The organism is Vibrio sp. NH-7, assembly GCF_053643215.1.
Map to the genome: position 1 here is coordinate 1844046 of NZ_CM132187.1, position 24640 is coordinate 1868685.

Here is a 24640-nt window from a genome sequence, read left to right on the forward strand (position 1 = left end):
AGCGCAATTAAATCCAATGAACACAGATTTAGGCTCAATTCTAGCAGCGCGCCGCATTGAATATGCTACTATTCGCCCCAATTTATCAAAATAATTCGGCAATAAGCCAAAGCAGAGATTGAGCCAATCTCTCCTAAAACTAAACAAAAGAGAAATGTCATGACATTCGATTTACAAATGATTCCTCAAACGTTCGATATGCTTCACGCAGGCCTCGCTGCTTCGAGCGTTTTGCTTCTTTTGATCGCGGTTTCACGCAAATCTAAGGTGATCGAAAAAGTAGTAGAAAAACCGGTTGAGAAAATCGTCGAGGTTGAGAAACCTGTCGAGAAGATCGTGGAAGTAGAAAAAGTAGTGGAAGTTGAGAAAGTCGTCGAACGTGTTGTAGAAGTTGAATCAAAACTTGCCACTGCATCTACAGATTCTGCAATGCAGCTACTTTCTATCATGCAGCAAGAAGCTCGCCTGATCGACTTCCTAAAAGAAGACCTAACGTCATTCTCTGATGAAGAGGTGGGCGCAGCTGCTCGCGTAATCCACACTGGCGGTCAGAAAGTACTGAACGACTACGTGACGCTCGCGCACGTTCGTAACGAAGACGAAGAAACTCGCATTACGGTTGAAGAAGGATTCAACCCACAAGAAATCCGCCTAACTGGCAACGTAACAGGCAGCGCGCCATTCAACGGCACGCTAGTTCATAAAGGCTGGAAAGCAACATCAATGACGTTGCCTAAACTGGCTGAGAACTACGATGCATCTGTGATCGCTCCAGCTGAGGTTGAGCTGTAATGGAACACATGAACCAAGAAAACCATTCTCAAGAAGCGTCTGTTGAAACTCAACAGACGCCAAAATTCAGTGTTGGTATCGACTTAGGTACAACACACTGTGTCATGTCTTTTGTTGATACTCACGACGAAGACGCTCGCGTTGAAGTAATGCCTATCCCGCAACTTACTGCGCCGGGCACGGTAGAGACTCGTAGCCAATTAGGATCTTTCCTATACCAGCCGCACGAGCACGAAATGAATCCGCAATCACGCGTTCTTCCGTGGTCGAGCGAGCCAAAAGCTCTGGTTGGTGCAATTGCACGTAACCTAGGTTCAAAAACACCAATTCGTCTTGTTGCAAGTGCGAAATCTTGGCTTTGCCACGCTGGTGTGAATCGTCGTGATGCTTTCCTGCCAGCAGGTAGCCCAGAAGAAGTGGAAAAAGTCTCCCCCCTTCGCGCGACAGAGCTTTACCTAGAGCACCTAAAAGACGCTTGGAATCACACCAATCCAAATCACAACCTTGCCGATCAAGACGTGACGATTACGGTACCAGCTTCTTTCGATCCTGCAGCTCGCGATCTAACAGCAGAAGCAGCACGTAACGTTGGTTTTGTGCACCTAACGCTTCTAGAAGAGCCACAAGCTGCGCTTTACAACTGGATCGATAACAGCAACGACAAATGGCGCGACGAAGTTGAAGTTGGCGACATCGTGCTTGTGGTCGATATCGGTGGTGGTACGACTGACCTTTCTTTGGTTGAAGTAACTGAAGACGACGGCAACCTAACTCTGAGCCGTATCGCGGTAGGTGAACACATCCTACTTGGCGGTGACAACATGGATCTTGCACTTGCGTACCGCTTGAAGATGAAGCTAGCGCAAGAAGGCAAAGAGCTACAGCCATGGCAAGTTCAAGCAATGACACACGCATGTCGTGACGCGAAAGAAGCGCTATTGAACGACAGCGAACTTCAGTCAGTGCCAATCGTAGTACCAAGCCGTGGTTCTAAACTGCTTGGCGCAACGCTGAAAACAGAACTGACTCAAGAAGAAGTACAACAAACACTGGTTGACGGCTTCTTCCCTCAAGTTGCGATTACTGACCACCCTGTTCAACGTAACCGTGGTGCACTAACGCAAATGGGTCTACCTTACGCACAAGATGCAGGTATCACTCGTCACATTGCTGCATTCTTGTCTAAGCAAGCTAATGCCCTTTCTGCTTCAGGAAATGGCGCAGAAGCAGCCGCTCAAGATTTCAATCCATTCGCTAACATGCCTGGTATGCCAGGTGCGGATGCAGCCCAATCAGCTGACTTCATCAAGCCAACCGCAATCCTATTCAACGGTGGTGTTCTGAAATCGAAACTTCTAGCAACTCGTCTAGAAGACACGATCAACGAATGGCTAATTGAAGCAGATGCAGAAATGGCGAAACGCCTAACAGGTGTGGATCTAGACCTTGCGGTTGCTAGCGGTGCGGCTTACTACGGCTCTGTACGTCGTGGACAAGGCGTTCGTATCCGTGGTGGTATTGCTTCGGCGTACTACGTGGGTATCGAAAGTGCGATGCCAGCGATTCCGGGCATGGCGCCGCCAATGGAAGCACTTTGTGTTGCACCATTTGGTATGGAAGAAGGTTCCAGCGTTGACGTACCAAGCCAAGAGTTTGGTTTGATCATCGGTCAGCCGGTTAACTTCCAATTCTTCGGCTCAACGGTTCGTCGTGATGACCTAGCAGGTACTCACCTAGACTACTGGGCACCAGAAGAGCTTGAAGAGCTTCCAGAAATCCAAGTAACGCTGCCTGTATCTGAAGGCCGCCGTGAAGGTGAAGTGGTTCCGGTAACCCTAGCCTCTCGCGTCACAGAACTTGGTACGCTTTACTTAGAAGCCATTGCTGCTGATAACGGTCAAAAATGGCATGTTGAGTTCGATGTGCGCGAAGACGCGAAAAGCAACTCAAACGAAGAAGAATAAATAGAAATCAAACGGCATCCAATCGGGTGCCGTTTTTAAATACACGAAGGTTTGTATGGCATCTCCTCGTTTTCTTGTTGGTATTGACCTTGGCACCACAAACACTGTTGTGGCGTATTGTGAAATTACCGACAACCTTGAACAATCCGAAGTATCCCTATTCGACATCGACCAATTGATTGGTCCGGGTGAAGTGGTTCGTAAGCCATTGCTGCCCTCTTTCCGCTATCACCCTGCGGTTGGTCAAATCTCCCCTTCTGACCTAACACTCCCTTGGGAAAACGAACCTGTATCTGGCGACATTAGTAATGTGATCGTGGGTGAATGGGCTCGTGAACTAGGCGCTAAGGTGGAAGGACGTCAGGTATCCAGTGCTAAGAGCTGGCTATCGCACCAAGCAGTAGATCGTAGCTCAGACATTCTTCCTTGGGCTGGCGCGCAAGACGTGGACAAAGTCTCACCCGTTATTGCCAGCGCAAGCTACCTCAACCACATTCGTCAAGCATGGAACTACCGTCACCCTAGCAATAAGCTAGAAGACCAAGAAGTGGTTGTGACCGTTCCAGCGTCGTTCGATGAAACCGCTCGTAAACTCACGCTTGAAGCCGCTGAGCTGGCGGGTTTAAAGAAAATCGTCCTGCTCGAAGAGCCACAAGCCGTATGTTACGACTGGTACGCACGCCACCAGCAAACCGCAGCCGATGAGCTCAAAGAGCTGCCACTGATTCTGGTGTGCGATGTGGGCGGTGGTACCACCGACTTGAGCTTAATTGAAGCCAGTTTCTCTTCTCAAGATGAGCTAGCCCTTGATCGTATTGGCGTAGGTGAACACTTGATGCTTGGTGGTGATAACCTCGACTTAGCACTCGCGCACCTTGCGGAAAGCCGCTTCAACCAGAGTAAGAAGCTCACTGCAGCAAGCCTGACTAAACTGATTCAGCAAACTCGCAAGGCGAAAGAGAACCTGCTTTCAGCGAATGCACCTGAAGAAGTAAAAATCACCATGCTGGGCAGCGGCTCAAAACTTCTTGGCGGAACAAAAAGTATTGGGCTGAGTAAACAAGAAGTGCACCAAATCGCTTTGGATGGCTTCTTCCCGCTTTCTGATTTCAGTGAAGTGCCGGACAAACGCCGCAGCGCCGTTGTTGAGTTTGGTCTTCCATACGTTGCTGACCCAGCAGTGAGCAAACACGTTGCCGAGTTCTTAACGACGCATCAGCAAGTGTCTCGTGCCGCTCTTGGCATTGATGACGACAAACAAAATGCCATTCCAGTCGGTTTGCTACTCAACGGTGGTGTGTTCAACAGTGAGCTTGTGACTGAGCGTGTCACTACTCTACTTTCCGATTGGCGCGGCGCACCGGTTACGGTATTAGACAACCCACATCCAGATTGGTCGGTTGCGCTAGGTGCTGTTGCTTTTGGTAAAGCACGTCGTGGCGCACAACTTAAAATTGGTGGTGGCGCAGCGCGTTCCTACTTCTTGCATCTTCAAGAGAAGAACAAGATGGGTAAAGCGCTCTGTTTGCTTGCAAAAGGTACAGAAGAAGGTCACGAGATCCGCTTAAGTGGTCGTCGCTTCTCGCTTACCCTAGGTGAACCCGTTCGCTTTAACCTGCTGACTTCTACCCACGACACCTTAACCAATAACACCGCCATTCAAAACGGCGTGATGGTTGACGTTGACCCTGACTTGTTTGCCCCTCTGCCTCCTTATATCACCACTCTTGAAGGTGAAGGCGCCGAACTGCAAGCCAACCAGAAAGAGCGTGTAGAAGTGCAACTGGCGTGTCAGTTGACCGAAGTTGGCACGCTTAAGATGGAATGCGTCAGCGCAGAAGACGACAACAAACGTTGGGAGCTGGAATTCGAAGTTCGTAACAAACAAACCGAGGAAGGCGATCAGGTTGAACTGCACCCTCGCCTCAATGAGTGTAAAGAACTGATCGGTCGCATCTACAGCGGCAATAAAAAAAGCACTGATGGTAAAGAGATCAAAACCTTAGCCAAAGATCTTGAGAAAAAACTTGGCAAGCGCGACGAATGGGATTTCACGACCTTACGTCAACTATTTGATGCGTTTGCTCAGGGCCGCAAGCGTCGCCGTCGCTCCGAACCACACGAGAAAAACTGGCTGCGTTTGGCTGGTTTCTCTTTAAGACCGGGATTTGGTGATGCCACGGATTCATGGCGTATCGAGCAGGTATGGGGGCTTTATCAGCAAGGTATCCAGTTTAAAAACCACCAAGGCTGGACGGATTGGTGGGTCTTCTGGCGTCGTATCGCAGGTGGCTTGAGCCAAGAGCAACAAGAGACCATCTTGGCGGACATCGCAAAATACCTCCACCCTGGTGCGATGAAGAATCCTCAATCGGCCAAAGCGGCACAAGATATGGGTTATGAATCCATGGTTCGATTAGCTGCATCGCTTGAACACCTAGAAGTCGAAGACAAAGTTCTATTGGCAACGTGGTTCTTGAGCAAAGCCATCAACCATAACCAGTTCGAGCAAGCACACTGGTGGGCAATGGGTCGCTTGGCATCACGTACGCCTTTGTATGGCAGTCAGCACAATGTCATTCCTCGTGAACAAGCGGAACAGTGGTTACCTAAACTGCTTGAGCAGAACTGGCAGAAAGAGCCAATGATCGCTTTCGCAGCCGTAATGATTTGTCGTAAGACGGGCGACCGCCTATTCGATATCTCGGACGACTACCGTGAACAAGTTCTCACCAAGCTGAAGCAAAGCAAGGTGCCGGAATCTTGGCTATCACTGGTTGAAGAAGTCAAAGAGCTGTCTGAGAGCGAGTCGAAGCGCGTCTTTGGTGATGCACTGCCGAGTGGACTAACGCTCGTTAGCCATTAATCCAACCTAAAACTGCCAGCTATGCTGGCAGTTTTTTTAATGGTCACTGACGTCTAGTATTAGCGCCACACACCCCACTCTCCGGTGGTTCCAGGCTCCTCTCCTGTGGTCCACCACTGCGCCGTCCACTCTTTACCGTTATGAGTCACGGTGTCGCCTTGAGTGTAAACCGCATCCTTTTTCCACTGATTGACCGGCTCAACTGGCGGTACATCGGCTTTAATCAATGACAGTGCATAGCTGTATGTTCCATTTGGTGCTAGCACTTGGTTAGCATAAATATTTGATGAGTCGAACATATAGTGGTTCATCTCTTGATGCCAAATACCCACATACCAATCGCCCGTTTGCTGCGAGTTAAATTGATCCGCCAGCTCTGCCGCCCATGTGTTTGTATTGTTGGCACTAATCGGGTGATTGATATCAACAATTTCCTGACCTGACGCATCAAAGGTGCGAAAACGCACAGTGTCGCCAGCTTCTACAGGCCCAAAGCCTTGAGGAACAAAATAACCTAGAGCCGTTAGATTATTACCTGGATCTGTTGGCTCTCCGGGGTTCGTTGGTGGCGTCGTGCCATTGCCTCTCAATGTAATGTCACTACAGTTGTAAAAACCTTCCCCCGCCACATCAATACGTTGCCAACGCGTATAAAGAATCGCATCACCTGAACGGTCGGCAGGGAACGTGACCTTCATTCGGTAGCGCTTCTCAGCATCGACAGGTACATCCCCCGCTGTGTCTATCAGTTCTAAATCGTCCCACGTTAAAGGTTGCGTTTCATCGTAGCTCGGTTTGGTTAAGTAAAACTCCCAGTAAGAAGGGTTATGAGGCGCTTTGCCAAAAAAGACCAATTCAATCTGGTTGTTTTCATCCGGATTGACATTCGTGCGCTGCCAATGCGTCGACGGGATACTTAACCCTTTCTTCGCCGCATCGCCCGCTGAACATAACTGACCGTCTGGAACGATTGCTTTTACATGGGCCATATCGCGATAGTTAGGTACGTTCGCGGCAACCTCGCTTCGCTGAACAAAGGGATACGCGCCAGACTCATTAAACGCTGCCTGACATGCGGCGTTGGGAACTTCATTGGTCCAAAAACCGCCATCTTCATAACAAATGTTTTGACGGGCATTCGGAAACTCCACCCAGCCATGAGCGTGAACATTGAACGAGAAAAGCGCGGAGGACACCCCTAGGCTCAACAGTGCGATATTTAACTTCGATTTCATAATTCATCCTTAAATGTGCTGACAATCTACTCAAAAACAAGTAGTTAACTATGGACAACACAAAACTAGCAGGCTGCTTTTATTTATCTGGCGAATTAATATCAAACTTTGTTAGAGCATCGGTTGCTTTCCAACATTTTTGTCATGTTAAGTAGCACGTAAAAAATCTTTTCGAGTCACTTCAAAGCCTGCCTCCCCTTGCACGTGGGAACTACGCAGACTTGAAGGTGTAAGTTTGGTCATGGTTCGGAATGCACGACGAAAGTTGGCGACATCGCTATACCCTAAACGATAGCCAATCTCTTCCACAGTGAGTTCCGTTTGCAATAGTAGCTCGGTCGCCAAGCTAGCTATGACTTCATTGCGAAGCCCTTGATACGTGACACCGTACTTGGCAAGCTCTCGCCTCATCGTCCGAGAAGAACAGCCATAATCTTGAGCAAGATCCTCTAACGAGGGCGGCACCATTGGCTGTTGATAAAAGCGAGATTTGATCTGTTGAACAAGCGACTGAGGTGATTCAAGTATCTCAACAATTGACTGACAAGAGCGCAATGAGTGTCTCAAAGCCACCGCATCATATTGAGCAACTGGCAACTCAAGCGCTGAACGCGGAAAAATCAGTTCAATGTTTGCTTGGTTAAAATGCACAGGGCAATCAAACACTGACCGATACTGATGGCAATAAATCGGGGAGGAATACGGCAAGGAGAGTTGGATCAACGGCATTGCCTGCCCCGTAAGTTGGCGATATATCGACACAACTGCGGCGAGAAAAAACTCACAGCAAAATGGCAGCAACTCGCTAATGTCTGCCGCCTCTTCTATCTGCAGCGCCGCGCGTTCGCCATCTACAGTCAATCGCACTGTAAATAGTGGGCCATTCAACCTCAAATATTTAAAGCCAGTTTTCACTGCATCCAACACTGAGGGGCTGGTTCGAATCGCATAGCCAAGGACGCCGAACTGATGTAAATCCATTTGTCTACCCGCAAGCAATCCTAGCCCCTCGTTTGGGTACAATTGCACTGCCGCGTGAAACAATTTGAGCTTGTCTGTATAGCTTAATGTCGACTCACTGTGGCTCCACTCGTATTCAGCAATACCTTGCTGCGCCAAAAACGATGGAAGGTCAGCGCCTTTTGACTCCAAAGCCCGAACTAACAAGGCAATATCCAATGTACCAAGCTGGCTGCGGTGATCCATCGCGAGATACTGGGCGATCAGTTGCAAGACATGTCTCCTTAGGCATCAAGTTGAATTAAAGTGATCAAGATGACTTTAATGTCCGAATATGACCTCACAAAAAAGCAAGTTTCAAGCAAGAATAATAGAAATGTGAACAAAAGGTTAAAAGCAACTCATGCGAGACCATCATCTTTTTCCAGCCCCAGAGACATTGATCAATAAGGATGGTCGTCCTCTATTTGGTCAAATCAACGGTATCCCGAAAAAGTTGGGGCTTGAGCACTATGAACGCCTGAATGACATGGATAAACCCGTCGGGTCACTCAGCAAACACTTTGCCTACAAGCAATTTCAATTTGTCAGCGTGTTTGTCGACCACTTTGTGATCGGCATGGCTATCGCTGATATCCGCTATCTTGGATCGGCATTTTGCTACGTTTACGACCTTAGTGAAAACAGAATGGTCGAAGAAAACTGGCTTCGTCCTCTTCACTTTGATAAGCAAATGTCTGATTCCCCGTACAAAGGCACCAGTTGGATTGCCGGAAAGCGAATCCAATTTCACATTCTTGACGCTAGTTGGCAGGTTTCAATCAACACCTCTGCCATCCAAGCTAGCCTCTCTTTAACCGCCCCACCAGACAGCAGGCCACTGTCGATGTGCACGCCAACAGGCTATTCAGGTTGGACGTATACAGCGAAACACAATGCCCTGAGTGTGACAGGAGAGCTCACTATCAACGGATTGCCAATCAAGCTTGATAGCGCCTTAGCGGGTTATGATTTTTCGGCGGGTTATATGCGTCGAGAAACGAGTTGGCGCTGGGCTAGCATCAGCACACAAAGTGCTGGCGCTACACTTGGCCTAAACCTCGCGGCGGGAGTTAACGAAACAGGCAGCTGCGAAAACGCTATGTGGGTCAACGGTCAACGACACTTACTCGGTCCAGTCCACTTTGAGTTTCAACGGACGTCTCCTCACGGTGATTGGCGACTGTTTTCAGAATCAGGAGAAGTCGATCTGCTATTTACGCCGAAAAACAGACGCAGTGAGAAGCTAAACCTTTGGCTGCTCAAAAGTAACTTTCGTCAGTTCATCGGTCGCTTTTCAGGCACACTCACAGACAACAGTGGTCAAGTCCATACTCTCGATAACGTGCTAGGGCTAACGGAAGACCATTTTGCGCGTTGGTAGGAGGAAGTAAAAATGACAGTCGATAGTTTAGTCAATCACCCAGAGTGGCTGTTGATCGTTCTCGCACCTATATTTGTTCTTTGTATGCTTGCAGAATATTGGCTGGGGCAACGCAGGCAAAAACTGCCAGAAAACTCACGCTATTCATTACCAGAAACACTATGTAACTTTACGTTGGCAGGAATGCACCAAATAGCCGACCTGATTGCCGGATTGCTTATCGTCAATTTGTATCTTTGGTTATTTGATTGGCGCTTGTTTGATATTTCGATGACGGCGCTTAGCTTCCTCGTACTAATGATATTGCAAGATTTTTGCTACTACTGGTTTCATCGAGCAAGCCATCGAGTTCGCTGGATGTGGGCAGCCCATGTTGCACACCATAGCTCTGAGAACATGAACTTCAGCACCGCATTTCGCCAAAGTTTGATGTACCCGCTCGCGGGAATGTGGCTGTTTTGGGTGCCTTTGGTCATTATCGGTTTCGAGCCAAAGTGGGTCATCTTCGTTGTGTTACTCAACCTCGGCTTACAATTCTTTGTTCATACCCAGTGGATTCGAACCTTAGGTCCGCTGGAGTTCATCTTTAACACGCCGTCTCACCATCGTGTTCATCACGGTACCAACCCACAATACATCGACAAGAACTACGCCGGAGTGCTGATCATCTGGGACAAACTGTTTGGCACCTTTGAGCCAGAAATCGAGCCTGTACGCTATGGTATTACCAAACCGATCCACAGTTTTAACCCAATTACCGTCACCTTTCATGAATGGCGAGAGATGTGGTCTGCCGCATTTGGCAAACCACTCTCTGTTAAGCAAAGACTCAGCGTACTGTTCTCGCCTCCCAAGGACTAAATGATCAGGTTCGGCGGCCCGAATATTTTACCAACAGATAGGCGCTGGTCGGTCATCCAGTAACCAAGAGATCCAGCGCCTTCTTGAGTTAAGGATAAATCCTTCATCTGCGGTAATGCCGCTCACGATTCGAGCATCGGCTTGCCTAGCTTCTATAGAGTGGGAGATTCGCCAATCGGCGCTGTTAACTCTTTTTCCTTGGTTGAGCGCATCACTTAACGCTTGGCTGGTGATAATCATCGTTAATCCCTTGGCCGATTCGATACCAATATCCGTATCACCGACCTCTCCGATTGCAACGGTGACCTCCAGCGAACAGTGACGCCCCTGTTGATCAATGCTGATGTATTGACCGCTGCCTACTCTCCCTTTTATCCAAAGCAACTCACCTTGTGTGGTTGACTCCACGGTCAAGACTCCGAGTGCATCTTTGGGTATCTCAGGATGATGCTTAGCAACGACATAACCAGAACAACTGAGTAATAGTCCAAATATGATCCAGATTTTCATACCGCCTCCTCAAGCACTAAGCCAACGCCGGGTTTTGCGAGTAAGTAAATTAGCCAGATTGGACCAATGACCGGGACAAGAAATACCCATCCCCACCAGCCACTAAGCTCAATGTCGTGTAAACGTCGTACGACGATAGAAATCATCGGCACAAGACTGACAACGCCATAAATAAGGTCCGCCCCAAGTGTTGCAGCCGTCATCACATCCCATGTAATGCATAGCAGAGTCACCGCTATGTGTACCCCGATAAAAGACCAAAATGCATGACGAGATGCACAGCCATCAAACTTAAATGCGTGTTTCCATGCCAGAAAATAATAAGACATCGTGTCCTCCTTAGTTTGTCAGAGAACACAGTAGGAAAATAACGATGAGCATGCGTCCTAAAACCCGTTCTAGGACGTTCTAAAACCGATTTTCGTCCGTCGCAGACTGTTTATTGGACAAGGGTTTGATTATCCTAAGAGCTTGTCAGTACAAGGTAACTACCAAGAAACGTTTCCATAAAATCAAGGAAAGAGAAATGTTAGCCATTCCCGTCCCATTCGTTGTCTCCATGTTGTTTGGACTGTTCGCCATTACCTTGTATATGCGAGATTCACAGCAAACGAAGGGCGCTTGTGGTTTTTTATTGCTCTGCTGCGTCACGACATTTGTCGTGGGGCTAAGATGGTCTTTCCTGCTCCCAGTTTTCCACTATATACAACCCGTATTGGCATGTTTAATTCCTGTATCTGCGTGGATTACCTTTGCTCACATTGGGGAAAAAAGCCGAGCCCACATTCACTTGATCAGTCCGCTTGTCGTCATCGTTAGCTTACTGATCCAAGATTGGCTGATGGTTTCCGTCGACTTTATCTTAACGCTCATCTACCTTGGTTACGGTTTCGCTCTGTTACGACAATCGCAGCTTCACAATACAATGCTCAATGTCTCTTTAGGTCACTGGGAATCAGTTCAAAAATCACAACAAATCGCTGGAACCGCTCTGCTCTTATCGGCAGTCATCGACATTGGCATATCGGTTGATTTCGCCATCAATCAAGGCTCCTACGCCATCTACATTTTAACCACCGCTCACTTACTTCTTTTACCGATCCTGTCACTGGCCGTCGTCACCGTCGCCATCCACACGCCGATACAAGAGGAGGTGTTAGACGCGTCGCTGTCAAAGGAACCTTGTACCACGAGCAGAATGCAGCCAACAGCTGGAGCAGAAACATCCCTACTCGAGTCAACTGCAAAAGAGATCATCCAAGCACTCGACGAAAACATGCGTCGTAAATCAAGCTACCTTGATCCTGAACTGACGCTTTCCAAGTTGTCGAGAAAGCTTGGTTACCCAGCAAAACAGATCTCCATCGCCGTTAACCAAGTCCATCAACGCAATATATCCAAACTCATTAACGAATATCGGATCCAACACGCCCAGAAAGCACTGGTAGAAACCAAAGACAGCATCACCCAGATATCACTGAGCAGTGGCTTTCAGACTAAATCAAATTTCAACCGAGAGTTTTCGCGCGTTAGCGGCATGTCACCGAGTCAATATCGCAAAGAACATCGCGCGGTAAAAACGGATGCAACAAATAACGGTTAACAGAACGTTTTTATTTAGTTTTAAATCAGTTAAGCTAGCGGCGATGTATTTTGAGGATGGGTTATTGCCAGTTCAACGCCAGTTTTGTATTACCTTTTTAGCTGTATTTGCGCTGTTTTTTACCTGCGTAGCGGTGAGTGTGCAAGCTGAGGAACATCATTGGCCGCTTAACCCTCATGCTGGTAACCTGCTAAGTGTGATTGCGCCAATACATAACTTGGAGTGTACTCAACACGAACCTACTAGCACCAGCAACCATCAATGCTGCGCATCTATTTGCTTGCTTAAAATGCCTTGCGCCCACTGCATTAGTACCCATTCTTTACCTATTTCCTCACTCGCCCTTATTGGCCAAGATGATAATCAAAAAGCGATAACACGAATTCAAACACTGTTCCGCCCTCCTATTATTGCGTCCTAAATTTCGCAAACACCCTGCGGCCTGATGCTGCAGCACTATTTGATTCACTTAATTTAGGATTATGCAATGAAGACGTTATTTGCACTATTTTCTACGCTATTACTCGCGCTAAATGTACACGCGGCACAATTTGAAGAAGGGACACACTACACGGTTTTATCCGGAGAGAAGGCCTCCAAGCCGAAAGTCACTGAGTATTTTTCGTTCTACTGCCCCCACTGTTACAAGTTTGAACCTGTGATTGACAACCTAAAAGGCTCACTGCCAGACGGGGCCACATTTGAAAAAGTGCACGTCGCTTTTATGGGAGGCAAAATGGCAGTCCCAATGGCAAAGTCATACGCGACCATGGTGGCATTGAATGCTGAGAAGACAATGGTGCCAGCGATGTTTAAGCAAATTCATGACCTGCGCAGCGCACCAAAAGATGAAGCGCAGTTGCGCCAAGTCTTTATCGACAATGGTATCGATGGCGCAAAGTTTGACTCTGCGTACAACAGCTTTGTCGTAAGCTCTATGCAGCGAAGCTTCGATAAGCAATTTAAGCAGAGCACCTTAACCGGCGTTCCTGGCGTTGTGGTAAACGACAAATACATCGTCAAAGCGGACCAAATCCGTTCTTTTGAAGAGTACAACCAACTGGTGAACTACTTACTGACCCTGTAGCGACCAAACCAATCAACAAGGCCAGCATCACGCTGGCCTTTTGTAATCTAGCAATTGCCTTTTTTCGCTTGCCCAGGCGGACAGAAACGATCACCACTTGTTGAAGACTCTTTATTTTTCAGTTTGACTTCCACATCTCTGTACTCGCCTTCCACGCTGGTGATCTGGCAGCCAGCAAGCAGTGCAGCAAAGCACAACGCAAAACAGGTTTTCTTCATCTTTTTACTCCTTACGTTTAGGTCACTGACTTTATGTTTGCCACGCCTTAGAATGTCATTGAGTCGTTAATTCGTGTCTTGACTCGGTTAAGACGAGATGAAAGATAAACATTACAAGGAGTCATCACATTGGCTTTAGAGAAATTTGCCGACATCTATCAACGCGCCGCCACGCGAAAAGGCGGCGTCAAACAGCTTGAATCCATACTTGCGACGCCATTAAACAAAAAAGCAATCGCGTCAATCCCTAATGACCGCTGGCTATCTGCATTGAGTATGAAGGTCTTTCAAAGTGGCATATCGTGGAAAGTGGTACGCAACAAATGGCCTCAGTTTGAAGAGGTGTTTTTTGGTTTCAAAATAGAACCCTTGCTGATGATGTCGGACGAACAGTGGGACGACAAAGCAGCCGATACCCGAATTATCCGCCACCATACCAAAGTCAAATCGATACGCGCCAACGCGCAAATGATCTATGAAGCTTCACTGAAACATGGCAGCTTTGGTCAGATGGTCGCCAACTGGCCAGATGATGACATCACCGGTCTATGGTCCTACTTAAAAAAACAGGGGCAACGACTGGGCGGAAACACAGGGCCTTACAGTCTAAGGCAACTGGGCGTGGATACCTTTATCTTGTCTAAGGATGTTGAGGCATACCTACGCAGTTACAAAGTGATTGAAGGCGGCAGAGACACCAAACGTTCGCTGGAGTCTGTCAACAAAGCCTTTGATCATTGGCAGAAAGAGAGTGGCCGCAGTCTGACTCATATTAGCCAAGTGATCGCCTTTAGCGGTGGAGACAATCGCGTCCAGAGTCCGATTGAATAGCCCAACTCCCGCTCATTCAGCTTACTTCAAATTACAACCAACAATTTCTTCAATTGAGCATAGCTGTAAGCTGAACCGTTGCCCACATATTGGGTGATTGATTCGCGCTTTTATGAATTTGAATTCCTATAAAAATAAGCTTTGAACGTTAAAGCATTCACAGTAATTATGAATTCATATCACCTATACTAAAAAGCAAAGCGACTCAAATCATCGCTGAGTGAATACCGTCACTATCAGGCAAAGGATAAGCGTCATGGCAGACATAGATACCTCTCAATTAGTCGTTCCGGATTCTGTACTCAATAGCTGGCAAGAAATTGTTGATTTGGTTGCCAAAATGACGCAATGCCCTGCCGCGCTAATCATGCGTATTCACAAAAATGACATTGAGGTATTTTCTAGCAGTCGAAGCGAAAACAACCCTTACGCTCCCAATGCCAAAGACTCACTTGGCCATGGTCTATATTGTGAAACCGTGATTAGCGAGCGGCGTATGCTGAACGTCCCCAATGCGCTCAACGACCCAGAATGGGATAGCAATCCAGACATCAAGCTGGGTATGATTTGTTACTGCGGACTGCCTGTGTTTTGGCCTGATGACACCCCTTTTGGCACCATCTGCATGCTCGACAGCCAAGAGCGCTACTTTGATGAAGATGCGATGTCGCTGCTTGGTCGCTTTCAAACAGCCATCGAAGGCCAGCTAGAAACCCTTTACCGTAAAGAAGAGCTTGCCCTACTCAATCAGGAGTTAGAAAACAAAGTCGCAGAAAGAACCAAGACACTTGCCGATCTCAGCAGCCGCTTACTCAAAGAGATTGAGCAGCGCACCGCGGCGGAAAGCCACTTGGATTTTCATCTTCACTACGACCCGCTCACTAAACTCCCCAATCGAATCACACTGGCTGACGATCTCGCCAAACAGATGGCCTCTCTAGAAGACGATGAACAAATTACCCTGATTTATTTCAGTTTGAGAAACTTTAAGTTTGTAAACGCAAGCTATGGCTACATGTTCGGTGATCAGATTTTGTCGTCACTGAGCCAGCGGATCTGCCACAAGCTGCCCAAAAAGTGGAAACTGGCCAGAATTGTTGGCTCAGATTTTGTTCTCGCCGCCCAGCACCTGCGTACGCCAGAGCTGCAAGAAAAAGCCATAGAACGAATTACCAATGCGTGCACTCAGCCTTTTAATGTCAACGGTATGAGTATCAATTTGCAATGTAACTTGGGTATTGCCGTCTTCCCAATGGATGCAACAGACTCATTTAGCCTCATTCAGCGAGCCTGCTCAGCAATGAGTGAAGGTAAAAACGAAGGTTTGCAGGTTGCTTACTTTAATGCGGCAGCACAAAAAGCCGCCGAAGAGCGCTTACTACTAGAATCACACCTTTCTAAAGCGCTGGAGAACAACGAACTCGAGGTTCATTTCCAGCCAATCATTTGCCTCAAACAAGGAGGAAAGATCATTGGTGCTGAAGCGCTATTACGATGGAACAATCCAATACTGGGGCAAGTGTCGCCAGACCGTTTTATCCCTCTCGCGGAAAGCAACGGCCAAATAATAGAAATCGGCTACTTTGTTTTGCATCAAGCGCTGAAGCAAGCTGCAGAGTGGCATCGCGCATCCCCGCACTCGTTTAAAATGGCGATCAACATCTCACCAATCCAATTCCAAGAGCAGCACTTCGTCCAACACTTACAAGACATTATTGATCTTTACCAACTGCCCGCGAAGTGCATTGAACTAGAACTAACAGAAGGTATTCTGTTGCAAGATGAAGAGTATGCGCAAAATGTCCTTGCTCAGTTGCGACAATTCGGCGTCAGCATTTCTCTTGATGACTTTGGTACCGGATACTCTTCACTCAGTTATCTGCAAAAATACGCGTTTGATACGTTAAAAATTGATCGCAGCTTTATTAATCAGTTAGAGCACAATCAACACAACCGTGAGCTGACAAGAGCCATTATCGCAATGGCACACAAGCTCAATATGATGGTGATAGCCGAAGGAGTTGAAGAGCGCTATCAGGAAGACTTTATTCGAACCGAAGAATGCAACTACGCTCAAGGATTTTTGTATGGTAAAGCGGTTCCGGCTGATGAGTTCACGCAACAAATGACAAATGGGCTTTAGTTGAATCAAGCGCATTGGCATTCGCCAACAATAGACACTTATCACCCCATCGGCTTGGTGGGGTAATTAACCTAGCTTGCTCAGTACTTTTTCACACAGCGTCTTCAACGAGATAAGTTCTTCAAGCTCTAAGTTAATTTTGCACTTCATCGCATTCGGAACGGCTTTTGCGGTTTGTTTGAGCGTTTGCCCAGATGAGGTGAGGTTTAGCACTCTTACCCTTTCATCCGTTTCGCTTCGCCCTCTTAGCACGTAGCCTTTGCTTTCCAAACGCTTTAATAAGGGAGTCAATGTTCCAGAATCGAGGTGCAAGCGCGAGCCAACATCTTTAACACTTGCGCCATCTTGCTCCCACAGCACCATCATCACCAAGTACTGCGAGTAAGTCAGATCCAATTCATCAAGCAGAGGACGATAAGCTCGAATCACCGCATTTGCCGCACTGTAAAGTGGAAAGCAGATCTGGTTATCAAGCAGCAGTTTCTCATCATCACTCAAACTTGGTTGCGTTTGGCATTCACTCATAATGTCACCTAAAAAATAAATTGTGCACAATATAGTTGCATTCTACATGGATTTCGATATAAGATTGCAAGCAATTAAATTGCACACAACTTAAATCAATAAGGAAACTCTCCATGACTACCCTATACAAAACTCAAGCCACAGCATTCGCAGGTCGTAATGGCCAAGTAAAAACAGATGATGGACTTCTCGACTTAGCGCTTTCTTACCCTAAAGAGATGGGGGGCAGTGGCGCTGCGACCAACCCAGAACAGCTATTTGCTGCAGGCTACTCTGCGTGTTTCTCTAACGCCATTCTACATGTCGCTCGTGAAGCGAAAGTTGCGCTAAAAAACGCGCCAGTTACCGCTGAAGTAGGCATTGGTCCTAATGAAACAGGGGGCTTTGCTTTAACGGTGAGCCTAGTGGCAGAGCTGGATTTACCTCAAGAGCAAGCACTTGAACTGACAAAAGTCGCCCACCAAGTTTGTCCTTACTCAAACGCGGTTCGTGGTAACATTGACGTTAAAGTCACGGTGAACGGCCAAGCAATTTAATCAGCCGACACATTCCTCCACTGCCATAGAAAACAAGCCGATCATGTGATCGGCTTGTTTCGTTTCTCTTTCGAGCTTTATGCGTACTCTTTACGCAGTTTCTTCGCAGCTGACACCATGTTGGCTAACGAGGCTTCCGTCTCTTCCCAGTTTCGGGTTTTCAGACCACAATCTGGATTCACCCAAAGCCTCTGTGCAGGAATCTTCTCCGCCGCAGTCGTCAACAATCCTTCTATCCACTCTTGCGTTGGTACATTTGGCGAATGGATATCATAAACGCCAGGGCCGATTTCATTTGGGTAATTGAACTCTTCAAATGCTTTCAGCAGTTCCATGTTTGAGCGAGAGGTTTCAATGGTAATCACATCAGCATCAAGCGCGGCCACTGAATCAATGATTTCATTGAACTCCGAGTAACACATGTGCGTATGGATTTGTGTTTCCGGCTTAGCGCTCGATGCAGAGATCTTAAATGCGTCTACCGCCCACTCCAAATACGCTTTGTGATCGCGCTTTTTCAGCGGTAAACCTTCACGAATCGCAGGCTCATCGATCTGTATGATGTTAATGCCAGCATCTTGCAAATCAGAGACTTCATCACGTAGCGCCAGCGCAAGTTGTTCGGCGATCTGTTTGCGAGAAATGTCTTCTCTTGGGAAAGTCCAACATAAGATGGTTACTGGGCCAGTCAACATGCCTTTCATCTGCTTGGAGGTAAGTGATTGTGCGTAGGTCGACCACTCTACGGTAATCGGTTTTTCACGTTCAATGTCCGCCACCACGATAGCCGGTTTCACGCAGCGAGAACCATAGCTTTGAACCCAACCGAACTTAGTGGTTTGGAAGCCAGCCAAATTCTCGGCAAAGTATTCAACCATATCGTTACGCTCTGCTTCACCATGCACAAGGACATCTAAGTCAAGGGCCTCTTGGCGTTTAACGGCGTCTTCGATGTGCCCTTTTAGTGCCACTTCGTACTCTTGCTGCGACAATTGCCCCGAGCGAAACGCACTGCGTTGGACTCGAATTTCACTGGTCTGCGGGAATGACCCAATGGTCGTCGTTGGGAACAAAGGCAGCCCTAAAACTTCACTCTGATGCGCTGCTCGTTCTGGGTAAGGGGCTGTTCGCTCAGTGAGTTGTTTAGTAATTCCGTTTAGGCGAGCCTGTACCTGAGGTTTGTTTACGTGAGTCGCGGTTTTACGCGCTTGAATTGGGGCGCTATAAGTATCGCAAGCCAGAATCGCCTCTTGATCGCCATCAAGCGCTTTGCCAAGTAGCGCAACTTCCGTCACTTTTTGCTTAGCGAAGGCAAACCAACTGCGCACTTCCTCAGAAAGCTCTGTTTCAAGCGATAGATCAACAGGGCTATGCAGCAAAGAACAAGAACTTGCCACCCACAGTTTATCACCCAGTTTATCTTTAACCGGTTGTAGCAATGCAAGCTGAGCGCTTAAGTCTGCGCGCCACACGTTACGCCCATTGATCACACCCGCAGACAACACCCAATCTTTAGGTAATTTATTTGCCACCAGCTCCAATTGTTCTGGGGATGCCGACAGGTCAATGTGTAAGCCGTCAACGTTGAGCTCAACAATTTTGTCTAACGTATCGAGAACAGAATCGAAATAGGTTGTCAGTAGCACTTTTACGTCTGTTCGAATCAATTGATACGCCAGCTTAAACGCGTCGAGCCATGGTTTTTCAAGCTCAAGAGACAAAATCGGCTCATCAATTTGGACCCACTCTACGCCTAAGCTGGCCAATTTTGACAAGATCGCTTGGTAAGCGGTTAACAGACGCGGCAACAAGCTCAAGCGATCAAAGCCCTCTTCCACCTCTTTACCCAAATAAAGGTAACTCAGCGGCCCTAGTAGGACAGGTTTAACTTTGTGACCAGCTTGAATCGCCTCATTCACCTCTTCAAACAGCTGAGGCCAGCTCACCTCGAAGGTATCTTCTTGGCTGAACTCAGGCACAATGTAGTGGTAGTTGGTATTGAACCACTTGGTCATATCAGACGCCGCACTGCCGCTACAACCGCAGCTTGCCTGAGATTGTCCGCGACCAACCTTAAACAAGGTATCTAAATCAGGAAAACCAGAACGGTGGCGTTTAGGCACGTGACCTAACAATAACGTGGTAGTGAGAACATGGTCATACCAAGCAAAATCGCCTGCCGCCACATAGTCTAAGCCAGCTTGTTGCTGAGTTTGCCAGTTGCTGACGCGCAGCTCTGAACCGACCGATTTCAATTGAGCTTGGTCAATCTCACCTCGCCAATATTTCTCTAGGGCAAATTTTAGCTCTCGCTTTTCGCCAATACGGGGATAGCCAAGGATGTGAGTCGTTGTTGTCATAATCGTCGTCCTGTCATTCTTTTCATTCACAATGTTTATATTTTTCAGCACACCAAAGGCGTCTGGATGGCTAAAATATTGCGCTAAACCCTAGACGAAGCAATCTCCAAATATTCAACTTGTTTATTAGTTTTGTTCATGATGGCTCGACAATATTGAAGCGAAATGAAGAAAATCAAATATTTTAGACGTCTAGATGTTTACACTTCTTTCTAAACGACGTATGTTAAAAACACTCATGCGGAACAACTCGGTTTGAAAGGAACTCATGGTAGAGCTCAAGCATTTAAAAACGTTAACCACATTGCGTGATACAGGATCATTGACCGCCACTGCCACCGCTTTGCACCTAACTCAATCGGCCCTATCACACCAATTGAAGGATCTAGAGGCTCGTATTGGAGGTGCTTTGTTTCTGCGTAAAACTCGCCCAGTAAAATTCACCTCCGAGGGTGAGATTTTGCTTCGGCTCGCGGATGATGTACTTCCCCGTTTGGCCAAGGCAGAGAACGAGTTAGCCAGCCTGAAAGAAGATGTGAACGGACGATTGCACATGGCGATCGAGTGCCACTCGTGTTTTCAATGGCTGATGCCCGCATTAAGGGAGTATCAAGTCGCTTGGCCAAGTGTTACGTTAGACTTTTCCTCCGGTTTTGGGTTCGAGCCTTTGCCAGCACTAATTGGAGGGGAGTTGGATCTAGTGATTACATCTGACATTGCCCCGCGCTCAGAAGTCCACTACGAGCCGTTGTTTGATTTTGAAATGCGACTTGTGACGGCAACCACACACCCTCTGGCAAGCCGTGCGCGCATTGAACCTAAGGACTTAGCCGATCAAACCATGCTCTCTTACCCAGTTCAGAAAAGTCGTCTTGATGTGGTCAAACATTTCCTTCAACCAGCTGGCATTGAGCCCGCTCGTTGGAAGCAGTCTGACAATACGCTTATGCTGATCCAGATGGTCTCGGCCGGCCTTGGGGTTGCAGCACTGCCCAACTGGGCTATCAGCGAGTTCTCTCGCCAAGGTTTGATTACGAGTATCCCGCTTGGTGAAGGACTATGGCGAAGACTGTTTGCCGCAACGCGACATGCTGATAAGGATAAGCGCTACTTGCAAGCCTTTTTCAATACCGCTCGCCAGCAATCAAAAAGTCATTTGGAAGGGATAAAAACCGTATAAAAAAGGAGGCAGCAGCCTCCTTTTCACTATAAAGTGGTCGATTATCTAGAATAAGACTTAAATTGGTTGGTGAGCGGATCATATTGGTAGCCCAACACATCCAGTTTCCCCACCACGGACTCAACGTCCATTTCGTACATACTGACTAACTCATCAAAGCTACCGCATTCCAACCGAAGCTTTTCATTAACGATACCTAGCAGAATGACGCTATCAAAGCGGCTCACATTGCTCAGATCCATAGCCACGCTCCTTTCTTAGTACGCCTACTAACAAGCCTAGCCACAATTGAGCAAATTTAAAGTGAGCCCAGTCTAAAGTGCAAACAAAGCTTGGTTGGATGTCACCGCCAGCAGCATCACCGCAAGCGCAAATCCTAGTTGTGGCTTGCTGATTTCGCGTGATAGCAACATGTGCCAGCACCATACAACAACCGCAGCAATCATGAGTGCAAAGCCAATCAACAAGGGTTGCAGCACACTCATCAGCACCTGCTCATCCAAAGATACCGCTTTAAGTGCAATAGCCAGTGTCATTAGCATCGCAGAAATGACACCCGACACGGGAAGAATTCGGTGAAACGCCTGAAGTCGAGTTCGTGCGACGGTCAGCAACAGGTGTGCAAACAACGCACCAAGCAGCGCGATTTGGACAAAAACATTAATGCCCCCTGCGAGACTCGCTTGCTCTGCAATCATGATAGCAACATAAGAGAGCGCCAAACCATTCGCTAGATACATCACCCAAAGTGGGCCCTGATCGCGGGTCTTTTTGGTTTGTACTTGGGAGTAGAAATAGGCGATGGCAAACACTACCATCATTGCTTCTATCTTCAACGAAGCAACGGCAAGCCACATCACAGCGAGGGCTGGGAGTACTTTGTGAATTCGTCCACGTTGACCGGGACAAATTTCACCTTTGATTAAGATTAACGTCAAAATAAGCTGTGCGCCCAAAAGCATCGGAGCCGACACGGCCAAAAGTTGCTGCACCATGATGTCATGTTCTGTTTGAAAGTGATGGGTGCGGATAATAGCAAACTTACCGCTTGGGTGTTAGCGTGGCAGTTAACGTAAGCTCGTAAAGTAGTTTAAGACGTCTTGCGTCGTAACGATCCCGAGGTACTCACCCAGCTCGTTTTCAACAATCCAAGGCAATTTGATCCCGCTTCGAATCAGATCGGAGATCTCTATCAACTTCATCTGATAGGAGATTTTGTGTACCTCTGGCTGCATCACTTGGTTTAACCGCTTTTTCGCTATGGTCATGTCTTTGGTCGTTTCGAGCTTGGTTCCTAACGTAGGCGTAATGTGAAAGTTGAGTTCCTTGCGACCGACAATACCCAAGCAAGTCTGCCCATCAATGATTGGCACAACTTGAATGTTGTAACGACCAGACTCAAATATCGCCAACGCCTGATCCAAGGTATCTCTTGGCGCCAAAGTAGGAATGTGAGTTTGGGTAATGCTAAGAATACCCACTTTACGCATACTCGACGTTCGGCTGAGAAAGTCTTCCAACTTGTCGTAATAGCCCCAGGCCTTCTCTAACTCATTGAGAGGCAGCGGTTTAGAAAAGAAGTAGCCTTGAATAAAATCCACCCCTAGTCCACACAACACCTCTAATTCATGCCGCGTTTCCACACCTTCTGCCACCACTTTAACGCCGAGTGTGTGCGCCAGCTCTGTGATCATCTTGACGATGAAATACTGATGCGAGCCCATTTTAATATTGGTGACAAATTCTCGATCAACCTTAAGCAAATCAAAGTTTGAATCACTTAAATAACTGAATGAGCTGTAGCCTGTGCCAAAGTCATCAATCGCGATGCTCACTCCTTTACGGCGAATGCTGCGAATCAATGCAGACTGGCGAGATTCACTATCAAAGTAAGCACTTTCGGTAAGCTCGATGGTGACAAGATCCGGCGTTTTTGCGTACTGATAAATCAATGATTCGGCGCTCTGCAGCACTTCATCCACATCCAACTTGGTGTTGAGTGAACGGTTGATTGTCACGCCTAGCTTGGCGCCAAAACGTTCTTGTATTGCTGTCAGCTCTTCGAGCGCCTTTTTCCCCGCGCACCAATCCAAATCAGCCACGAGATCGAGGTCTTCTGCGATGGTCACCATCTCTTGCGTATTGAGCATCTGCCCATTTGGCCCTTTAAATCGACTTAGCGCTTCGAACTTCACAATGTCCCACGTTCTTACGTCGACAATCGGCTGGTAATACACCTCAACACTTTGCGATTTAATCAGCTTGGCCGCCCATTCTTCTAGCTCTTTTCGTCTCAATACCTCTTTGTGAATCGCACCATGATAAAACGTAATCTGCCCTTGGCTGTTATTGCTTTGCTCCAATAAGGCTTGCACCGCATGACTAACTAGCAGTTTGGGATTGTAAGTATCGTGACCGAGCACTGAAACGCCCACTTTCCCTTTTAAGATCGCGCGGTGGATTGCTTTGCCTGCTGACTGATTCAGGGTTGAGAAAAAACGGCGAATGGTTTGGTGAATGATCCGCACTTGGCCGGGAGAATCCGTTTTCGGGCACTCTAAACACGCGACAAAATGGTTGTTACCAATATACCCCACTTGCTGCGCGATGCGATTACGTGACAGGTGTTCCGAAAGCGTCGATTTGAGTTCAAAATCGTCCTTCTGCTCAAAACGAGGGACAAATGCCACCACCATACTGATCGCCTCGGAGCTATCGTTTATCCAACGCTTCGCCACCATATGGGTAAATTGCGACTCGGTGGGAAGTTGAGTTAACAGCTCGACGCCACCGAGCTCAATGTCTGCGACGCGATATAGATTTTTCGACAAATCCAGATAATAGCCAAGGTAAAACAGCTGACCAGCAAACGTCACTCTTTGTAGAGTCAGATCTTGGGGTATGGTTTTGCCATCGACCTGCTTGATGAGGACAACACCGGACCAGTACCCTTTGCTGTCTACATCAGACCAAATCGATTGGTAGAACTCTTCACTATGCTTATCTGAGTTGAGTGTATCAACAGACTTCATCAACAACTCTCTGGCGCTGTAACCAGTGTGATCGAGGAAATAGGTGTTGCAGGCAAGCATCGACTTGTTGCTGTTGAGTAAGACAACGCCATGATGCGGGTTTTCAAACAACTGCTGGAAGAACTCATTGAATAGCGCAGTAGAGACAGAAAAATAGAGCAAAGGAGTAATGTGCCCTTTTACCGTCAAAGTATTCTCAGCACTAAAAGAGAAATTGACGTAGCAACACTGGTCACCATCGAGCGTCATACAACAGGCATAATTTAACGTCCGCTGACAACGACATGCTTCTTTTATGAGGTCTATAAATTTGGTTTGATCGCTGTAATCCAAGCAAGCCAGTATTACGTTTCCTGACACATTGGGCAAACGTGAATGCAAAAGCAAACCAAGCGCTTGTCTGTCAACATCGAGTTTGTGATGTTTAATGTCCCAAGTCCAAGCAATAGAAGTAAGCGGCGCCCCTATTTCACGACTCAAGTCAGATTCCGTTACCTTTGGCCCACTAAGCATT

The 24640-nt window shown here is 47.5% G+C and carries 21 protein-coding genes; 11 read left to right on the forward strand and 10 right to left on the reverse strand.

Annotated features, from left to right (window positions below):
- Positions 1 to 159 precede the first annotated feature (159 nt).
- The 3 genes from ACUALS_RS08520 to ACUALS_RS08530 are packed head-to-tail and all read left to right on the forward strand — an operon-like array spanning position 160 to position 5622.
- Positions 160 to 792 (forward strand): DUF2760 domain-containing protein, encoded by a 633-nt coding sequence (locus tag ACUALS_RS08520; protein ID WP_038134271.1) that lies wholly within the window; start codon positions 160 to 162, stop codon positions 790 to 792.
- The gene (locus tag ACUALS_RS08525) at positions 792 to 2756 is read left to right on the forward strand and encodes an Hsp70 family protein (protein ID WP_454448173.1); all 1965 of its coding nucleotides are present in this window, start codon (positions 792 to 794) and stop codon (positions 2754 to 2756) included. The genes ACUALS_RS08520 and ACUALS_RS08525 overlap by 1 nt, the downstream gene beginning before the upstream one ends.
- 55 nt (positions 2757 to 2811) lie before the next feature.
- Entirely contained in the window at positions 2812 to 5622 is a 2811-nt protein-coding gene (locus ACUALS_RS08530) for an Hsp70 family protein (protein ID WP_454448174.1), read from the forward strand.
- A 59-nt stretch (positions 5623 to 5681) separates the two neighbouring features.
- On the opposite strand, the gene ACUALS_RS08535 is transcribed toward ACUALS_RS08530, so the two are convergent.
- Together ACUALS_RS08535 and ACUALS_RS08540 are read right to left on the reverse strand one after the other, a co-directional pair.
- Entirely contained in the window at positions 5682 to 6857 is a 1176-nt protein-coding gene (locus ACUALS_RS08535) for a lytic polysaccharide monooxygenase (protein WP_454448175.1), read from the reverse strand.
- A 147-nt stretch (positions 6858 to 7004) separates the two neighbouring features.
- Positions 7005 to 8090 (reverse strand): AraC family transcriptional regulator, encoded by a 1086-nt coding sequence (locus tag ACUALS_RS08540; RefSeq protein ID WP_454448176.1) that lies wholly within the window; start codon positions 8088 to 8090, stop codon positions 7005 to 7007.
- A 130-nt stretch (positions 8091 to 8220) separates the two neighbouring features.
- Here ACUALS_RS08540 and ACUALS_RS08545 point away from each other — a divergent pair, with 130 nt between their 5' ends.
- Together ACUALS_RS08545 and ACUALS_RS08550 are read left to right on the forward strand one after the other, a co-directional pair.
- Entirely contained in the window at positions 8221 to 9240 is a 1020-nt protein-coding gene (locus tag ACUALS_RS08545) for a DUF2804 domain-containing protein (RefSeq protein WP_454448177.1), read from the forward strand.
- Between the two features lie 12 nt (positions 9241 to 9252).
- On the forward strand, positions 9253 to 10101 hold the full coding sequence (locus tag ACUALS_RS08550; RefSeq protein ID WP_454448178.1) for a sterol desaturase family protein: 849 nt from the start codon (positions 9253 to 9255) through the stop codon (positions 10099 to 10101).
- Between the two features lie 27 nt (positions 10102 to 10128).
- On the opposite strand, the gene ACUALS_RS08555 is transcribed toward ACUALS_RS08550, so the two are convergent.
- Positions 10129 to 10611 (reverse strand): hypothetical protein, encoded by a 483-nt coding sequence (locus ACUALS_RS08555; protein ID WP_454448179.1) that lies wholly within the window; start codon positions 10609 to 10611, stop codon positions 10129 to 10131.
- Positions 10608 to 10940 (reverse strand): DUF805 domain-containing protein, encoded by a 333-nt coding sequence (locus ACUALS_RS08560; RefSeq protein WP_454448180.1) that lies wholly within the window; start codon positions 10938 to 10940, stop codon positions 10608 to 10610. Before ACUALS_RS08560 ends, ACUALS_RS08555 begins: the two co-directional genes overlap by 4 nt.
- A gap of 197 nt (positions 10941 to 11137) precedes the next feature.
- Between ACUALS_RS08560 and ACUALS_RS08565 the strand changes: the two genes are divergently transcribed.
- The gene (locus ACUALS_RS08565) at positions 11138 to 12214 is read left to right on the forward strand and encodes a helix-turn-helix domain-containing protein (protein WP_454448181.1); all 1077 of its coding nucleotides are present in this window, start codon (positions 11138 to 11140) and stop codon (positions 12212 to 12214) included.
- A 487-nt stretch (positions 12215 to 12701) separates the two neighbouring features.
- The gene (locus ACUALS_RS08570) at positions 12702 to 13301 is read left to right on the forward strand and encodes a thiol:disulfide interchange protein DsbA/DsbL (RefSeq protein ID WP_454448182.1); all 600 of its coding nucleotides are present in this window, start codon (positions 12702 to 12704) and stop codon (positions 13299 to 13301) included.
- A 47-nt stretch (positions 13302 to 13348) separates the two neighbouring features.
- Here the strand turns inward: ACUALS_RS08570 and ACUALS_RS08575 are convergent, their stop codons facing one another.
- Complete coding sequence (locus ACUALS_RS08575) at positions 13349 to 13519, reverse strand: membrane lipoprotein lipid attachment site-containing protein (protein WP_190277896.1); 171 nt, start codon at positions 13517 to 13519, stop codon at positions 13349 to 13351.
- Positions 13520 to 13648: 129 nt separating this feature from the next.
- Between ACUALS_RS08575 and ACUALS_RS08580 the strand changes: the two genes are divergently transcribed.
- Both ACUALS_RS08580 and ACUALS_RS08585 read left to right on the forward strand, forming a co-directional pair.
- Positions 13649 to 14350: a DNA-3-methyladenine glycosylase I gene (locus ACUALS_RS08580; RefSeq protein WP_454448183.1), complete on the forward strand. Its 702-nt coding sequence runs from the start codon at positions 13649 to 13651 to the stop codon at positions 14348 to 14350.
- 256 nt (positions 14351 to 14606) lie between these two features.
- Complete coding sequence (locus tag ACUALS_RS08585; protein WP_454448184.1) at positions 14607 to 16493, forward strand: bifunctional diguanylate cyclase/phosphodiesterase; 1887 nt, start codon at positions 14607 to 14609, stop codon at positions 16491 to 16493.
- Between the two features lie 66 nt (positions 16494 to 16559).
- On the opposite strand, the gene ACUALS_RS08590 is transcribed toward ACUALS_RS08585, so the two are convergent.
- Positions 16560 to 17018, reverse strand: coding sequence for a MarR family winged helix-turn-helix transcriptional regulator (locus tag ACUALS_RS08590; RefSeq protein ID WP_038134254.1), 459 nt, complete (start codon positions 17016 to 17018; stop codon positions 16560 to 16562).
- Between the two features lie 113 nt (positions 17019 to 17131).
- Between ACUALS_RS08590 and ACUALS_RS08595 the strand changes: the two genes are divergently transcribed.
- The gene (locus ACUALS_RS08595; RefSeq protein ID WP_454448185.1) at positions 17132 to 17554 is read left to right on the forward strand and encodes an organic hydroperoxide resistance protein; all 423 of its coding nucleotides are present in this window, start codon (positions 17132 to 17134) and stop codon (positions 17552 to 17554) included.
- Positions 17555 to 17631: 77 nt separating this feature from the next.
- Here ACUALS_RS08595 and metE read toward each other — a convergent pair whose 3' ends face one another.
- Positions 17632 to 19914 carry a 5-methyltetrahydropteroyltriglutamate--homocysteine S-methyltransferase gene (gene metE, locus ACUALS_RS08600; RefSeq protein ID WP_454448186.1) on the reverse strand — a complete coding sequence of 761 codons (2283 nt, stop codon included), beginning with the start codon at positions 19912 to 19914 and terminating at the stop codon, positions 17632 to 17634.
- Between the two features lie 268 nt (positions 19915 to 20182).
- On the opposite strand from metE, the gene metR reads away from it, so the two are divergent.
- On the forward strand, positions 20183 to 21094 hold the full coding sequence (metR, locus tag ACUALS_RS08605; RefSeq protein ID WP_454448187.1) for an HTH-type transcriptional regulator MetR: 912 nt from the start codon (positions 20183 to 20185) through the stop codon (positions 21092 to 21094).
- A gap of 41 nt (positions 21095 to 21135) precedes the next feature.
- Here the strand turns inward: metR and ACUALS_RS08610 are convergent, their stop codons facing one another.
- The 3 genes from ACUALS_RS08610 to ACUALS_RS08620 all read right to left on the reverse strand — a co-directional run bounded on the left by ACUALS_RS08610 (position 21136) and on the right by ACUALS_RS08620 (position 24639).
- Entirely contained in the window at positions 21136 to 21336 is a 201-nt protein-coding gene (locus tag ACUALS_RS08610; protein ID WP_005474111.1) for a DUF4250 domain-containing protein, read from the reverse strand.
- A gap of 72 nt (positions 21337 to 21408) precedes the next feature.
- Positions 21409 to 22089: a hypothetical protein gene (locus tag ACUALS_RS08615; RefSeq protein WP_038191119.1), complete on the reverse strand. Its 681-nt coding sequence runs from the start codon at positions 22087 to 22089 to the stop codon at positions 21409 to 21411.
- Positions 22090 to 22161: 72 nt separating this feature from the next.
- Positions 22162 to 24639: an EAL domain-containing protein gene (locus ACUALS_RS08620; protein WP_454448188.1), complete on the reverse strand. Its 2478-nt coding sequence runs from the start codon at positions 24637 to 24639 to the stop codon at positions 22162 to 22164.
- Position 24640: the final 1 nt, after the last annotated feature.